This window comes from uncultured Cellulomonas sp., from assembly GCF_963527515.1.
Taxonomy (GTDB): domain Bacteria; phylum Actinomycetota; class Actinomycetes; order Actinomycetales; family Cellulomonadaceae; genus Cellulomonas.
In genome coordinates, this window is sequence record NZ_CAURTV010000163.1 from 1 (window position 1) to 5,256 (window position 5,256).

At 74.6% G+C, this 5,256-nt stretch carries 3 protein-coding genes; all 3 read left to right on the plus strand.

Annotated elements, in window-relative coordinates:
* Nucleotides 1–180 precede the first annotated feature (180 nt).
* The gene (gene leuS, locus RYN42_RS19555) at nucleotides 181–3,069 is read left to right on the plus strand and encodes a leucine--tRNA ligase (protein WP_315099095.1); all 2,889 of its coding nucleotides are present in this window, start codon (nucleotides 181–183) and stop codon (nucleotides 3,067–3,069) included.
* Between the two features lie 5 nt (nucleotides 3,070–3,074).
* On the plus strand, nucleotides 3,075–4,040 hold the full coding sequence (locus RYN42_RS19560; protein WP_315099097.1) for a DegV family protein: 966 nt from the start codon (nucleotides 3,075–3,077) through the stop codon (nucleotides 4,038–4,040).
* Between the two features lie 475 nt (nucleotides 4,041–4,515).
* Nucleotides 4,516–5,088 carry a helix-hairpin-helix domain-containing protein gene (locus RYN42_RS19565; protein WP_315099100.1) on the plus strand — a complete coding sequence of 191 codons (573 nt, stop codon included), beginning with the start codon at nucleotides 4,516–4,518 and terminating at the stop codon, nucleotides 5,086–5,088.
* The last annotated feature ends 168 nt before the right edge of the window (nucleotides 5,089–5,256 follow it).

A 5,256-nucleotide genomic window follows, 5' to 3' on the forward strand; every position in this document is an offset into this window, starting at 1 on the left:
CCGCCAGGGACTTCGCCTCGGCGGCGTCGGCGGCGGCCTGGGCGGCTGCGGCACGGAGGGCGGCGAGGTCTGCGGCGCCCGCTGGCGTGGTGTCCGACATGCCCGGAGCATACGACCGCGGCAACCCCGCCCACCCGGAACCCGTACGGCGCGACCACGGGCGGTCGGTAAACTCACGGGGTGACCTCGCAGGACGCCCCCACCCCCACCCCGACCGACGACGTGCCGTTCCGGTACACGGCCGATCTCGCGCGCGAGATCGAGCTGCGCTGGCAGGACGAGTGGGCGGCGCGCGGCACGTTCTTCGCCGCCAACCCGACGGGCGACCTGACCGACGGCGACGGCTGGAACGCCGACCCGGCGCAGCCGGCGTTCTTCGTCATGGACATGTTCCCGTACCCCTCCGGGGCCGGCCTGCACATCGGCCACCCGCTCGGGTACATCGCCACCGACGTCGTGGGCCGGTTCCGGCGCATGCAGGGCGACAACGTGCTGCACGCGCTGGGGTTCGACGCGTTCGGGCTGCCCGCGGAGCAGTACGCGGTGCAGACCGGGCAGCACCCCCGGACCACCACCGAGGCGAACATCGAGATCATGCAGCGCCAGCTGCGCCGCCTGGGCCTGGCGCACGACCCGCGCCGCACGTTCGCGACGATCGACCCCGGCTACGTGCGCTGGACGCAGTGGATCTTCCTGCAGATCTTCGACTCCTGGTACGACGAGACCGCGCCGCGGCCCGACGGCGGCCTCGGTCGGGCGCGCCCGATCGCCGAGCTGGTCGCGGAGTACGACGCCGGGGCTCGCGGTGCCGAGTGGGCCGGTCTGGACGAGGTCGCCCGCCGGCGCGTGCTGGACACGCACCGGCTGGCCTACGTCTCCGAGACGCCCGTGAACTGGTGCCCCGGGCTGGGCACCGTGCTGGCCAACGAGGAGGTCACGGCGGACGGTCGCTCCGAGCGCGGCAACTTCCCGGTGTTCCAGCGCAGCCTGCGGCAGTGGAACATGCGGATCACGGCGTACGCGGACCGGCTGATCGACGACCTGGAGCACATCGACTGGCCGGACAAGGTCAAGGCGATGCAGCGCAACTGGATCGGTCGGTCGTCGGGTGCGCGGGTCCGCTTCGCGGTGCAGGGCGGGGACCAGGTAGAGGTGTTCACGACCCGCCCGGACACGCTGTTCGGCGCCACCTTCGTGGTCGTCGCCCCCGAGCACCCGCTGCTGGACGAGGTGCCCGCGCACTGGCCCGACGGCACCAAGGACCTGTGGACCGGCGGCCACCGCACCCCTGCGGACGCCGTGGCGTCCTACCGCGCGGAGTCCGCCGCCAAGACCGCGGTGGAGCGCCAGGTGGACGCCGGCCGCAAGACCGGCGTGTTCACCGGCCACCTGGCCACCAACCCGGCCAACGGCGAGCTGCTGCCCGTGTTCACCGCCGACTACGTGCTGATGGGCTACGGCACCGGCGCGATCATGGCCGTGCCGGGCGGCGACGAGCGCGACTTCGCGTTCGCCGAGGCCTTCGAGCTGCCGATCGTCTACACGATCGACGCGCCGGAGGGCACCGAGCCGGGCGCACGCACGGGCGACGGGGTCGCCATCAACTCGACCAACGACGAGATCAGCCTGGACGGGCTCGCCGTCGCGGACGCCAAGGCCGCGATCACCGACTGGCTGGCCGGCAAGGGCGTCGGCGAGGGGACCATCACCTACCGCCTGCGCGACTGGCTGTTCAGCCGCCAGCGCTACTGGGGCGAGCCGTTCCCGATCGTGTACGACGAGCACGACCTGCCCCTGGCCGTCCCGGAGTCCGTGCTGCCGGTGAACCTGCCGGAGGTCCCGGACTACTCGCCGCGCACGTTCGACCCGGACGACGCGCACTCCACCCCGGAGCCGCCCCTGGGCCGCAACGAGGACTGGGTGAACGTCACGCTCGACCTGGGAGACGGCCCCAAGCAGTACCGCCGGGACACCAACACGATGCCCAACTGGGCCGGCTCGTGCTGGTACTACCTGCGCTACCTGGACCCCACCAACGACGCGGTGCTGATCGACCCGAAGCTGGAGCAGTACTGGATGGGCCCGGGCCACGGCCAGCAGGGTCCCGGCTCGGTCGGTGGCGTGGACCTGTACGTGGGCGGTGTCGAGCACGCGGTCCTGCACCTGCTCTACGCGCGGTTCTGGCACAAGGTCCTGCACGACCTGGGCCACGTGTCCAGCCGCGAGCCGTTCCACAAGCTGTTCAACCAGGGCTACATCCAGGCGTACGCGTACACGGACGCCCGCGGCGTGCACGTGCCTGCCGACGAGGTCGTGGAGGACGCGGCGGCCGAGACCGGCTTCAGCTGGCAGGGCCAGCCCGTCCACCGTGAGTACGGGAAGATGGGCAAGTCGCTGAAGAACATGGTGACGCCCGACGACATGTACGCGGAGTACGGCGCCGACACCCTGCGCGTGTACGAGATGTCGATGGGCCCGCTGGACCTGTCCCGCCCGTGGGAGACCCGGGCGGTGGTCGGGTCGCAGCGCTTCCTGCAGCGGCTCTGGCGCAACGCGGTCGACGAGGGCACCGGGGCGACGGTCGTGTCCGACGAGGCGCCCTCCGAGCAGACCCTGCGCGTCCTGCACCGCGCGATCGCGGGCGTGACGGCGGACATGGGCGCGATGCGCGTGAACACCGCGATCTCGCACCTGATCGTGCTCAACAACCACCTCACGACGCTGCCGACGACCCCGCGGGCGGCGGTCGAGCCCCTGGTGCTCATGACGGCGCCCGTCGCACCGCACCTGGCCGAGGAGCTGTGGTCCCGCCTGGGCCACGAGCGCTCGCTGGCGCACGAGCCCTTCCCGGTGGCCGACCCGCAGTACCTGGTCGAGGACACGGTCACCTGCATCTTCCAGGTGCAGGGCAAGGTGCGGGGCCGCGCCGAGGTGGCCCCGGACACCTCCGACGACGACCTGCGTGCGCTGGCACTGGCCGACCCCGGCGTGCAGCGCGCGCTGGACGGCCGCGACATCCGCACCGTGATCGTCCGCGCGCCGAAGCTCGTCAACGTCGTCCCGGCCTGACCCACATGCCCCGACGCCGCGTCGACCAGCCCTCCGTCGCGCTCGTCACCGACTCGACCGCGTCGCTGCCGGAGGGCGCGGCCGAGCGGTGGGGCATCGGCGTCGTCCCGCTGGGGGTGGTCGTGGACGGTGAGCGGTACGTCGAGGGCGTCGACCTGCCCCCTGCCACGCTGCTCGCCGCCCTCACCGCGGGAACCAAGGTCACGACGTCGCAGCCCCCGCCGTCCGCCTTCGCCGCTGCCTACGAGCGCGCCGCGGCGTCCGGCGCGCGGGAGATCGTCTCGATCCACCTGTCGGGCGAGCTCTCCGGCACCGTGCGCGCCGCGCAGCTGGCGGCCGAGACCTCCCCGGTGCCCGTCCACGTGGTGGACTCCCGTGTGGTCGCCATGTCGCTGGGCTTCGCCGTGCTCGATGCGGCCCGCTACTCGGCGGGGCCCGTCGCGTCGGCCCCCGCGACCGTCGATCAGGCCCCAGGCCCGGTCGCCGCCGCCCGCGCCTGGTGGCACGCGAGGAAGGACGTCGAGCCACGGCTGCCGTCCGGGCCGGAGGTCGCCGAGCGCGGCCGCACCGTCGCGGCGAGCACGCGCGTCTGGTTCCTCGTCGACTCGCTCGACCACCTGCGCCGGGGCGGGCGGCTGAGCATGCCCGCCGCCGCCCTCGGCATCGTGCTCGGTCTCCGGCCGATCCTCACGCTGCACGCGGGGCAGATCGAGGTCGCCGAGAAGGTGCGGACGCGGCGCGCGGCGCGGGAGCGGCTGGTGGCGCTGGCCGTCGCCGAGGTCGCCCGACGCCCGCTCGCCCGCGTCGCCGTGCACCACCTCGGGCAGCCCGAGACGGCAGCAGCGCTCGCCGAGACCCTCGTGCTGGCCGCTGGCGAGCGACTAGCCGAGACGGCGGTGTGCGAGTCGAGCGCGGTGCTCGCCGCGCACGCCGGCCCTGGGCTCCTCGCGATCGTCGTCGCGGACGCCTGACCCGCCCACAGCCCTGCGGTGCCCGGAACGGACGGGTCGCCGTGCGTGACTACGGTCGACGGGCGGTCCTCGACCGTAGGTTCGCCGCGTGCTGCGCCGTGACCGCGAACTCGCCCGGACCACCCGGCGCCGACTGACCGCGCTCACCGCAACGGCCGCCAGAACCGCTCTCGCTCCCGCGCCCGCACCTGCTCCCGCTGACGCGCTGGCGGAGCTGCACGCACCGGGTGCGCCTGCGGGCGCCGGCTGGGTCCCGGAGCCCGTCCACGCAGCACCACCGGCGTCGGTCCCACCGCCTCCCGCCGCACCGTCCCCGTCACCCTCGTCGGCACCGCCGTCGTTCCCGCCGACCGTTGCGCCGGAACCCGCGCCTCGCACCGCCACCGCGCTGCAGGTCGCGTCGGTCGGCTACGCCGCGGCCCACGGGGACCCCACCGCCCGGTCGCCCACGCCACGCCGGTGCGTCCGGTGGGCGGTGCCCTGGCGCCTCGCCGTGGCGGCCGGCGGTGTGATCCTGCTGGTGGCGGGTGGGGTCGCCCTGCGTGCGACCTCCCTCGCTCCCGGGCCGGCAGTGGTTCTCCCGACGCCGGCACCGAGCGGCCTCGTCCCGACGGTGGCGGCGTCCCCGGGCGCGGAGCTGGTGGTGGACGTCGTCGGAGCGGTCGCCGCACCGGGCGTGGTCAGGCTCCCGGAGGGCTCGCGCGTGGTCGACGCGCTCACCGCGGCGGGCGGCGCCACGGCCGACGCGCAGGTGAGCGCGCTCAACCTGGCGCGCCTGCTGGTCGACGGTGAGCAGATCGCCGTGCCCCGACCGGGCGAGCGGACCGAGGGCGCGGACGCCGAGGCGGGCGCGGGCGACGGACTCGTCGACCTCAACACCGCGGACGCCGCTGCCCTCGACGCGCTGCCCGGGATCGGGCCCGTGCTCGCGGACCGGATCGTGGCGCACCGCGAGGACGGCCGGTTCGCCACCGTCGACGAGCTGGCGGACGTCGCCGGCATCGGCCCCACGCTGCTCGAGCGCCTCCGTGACCTGGTCCGCGTGTGACGCTCACCGAGGACGGGTGCCCGGGACCCGTCACGCTCGTCGACGACAGCGATCCGCCACCCACCCTCGACGTCCGGCTGCTGCCCGCCGCAGCCGTGGCGTGGCTCGCCGCGCTGGCGGTCGCACGCGTGCCCCCGCTCGCGGCACTGGCCGGCGCCGGCTGCCTCC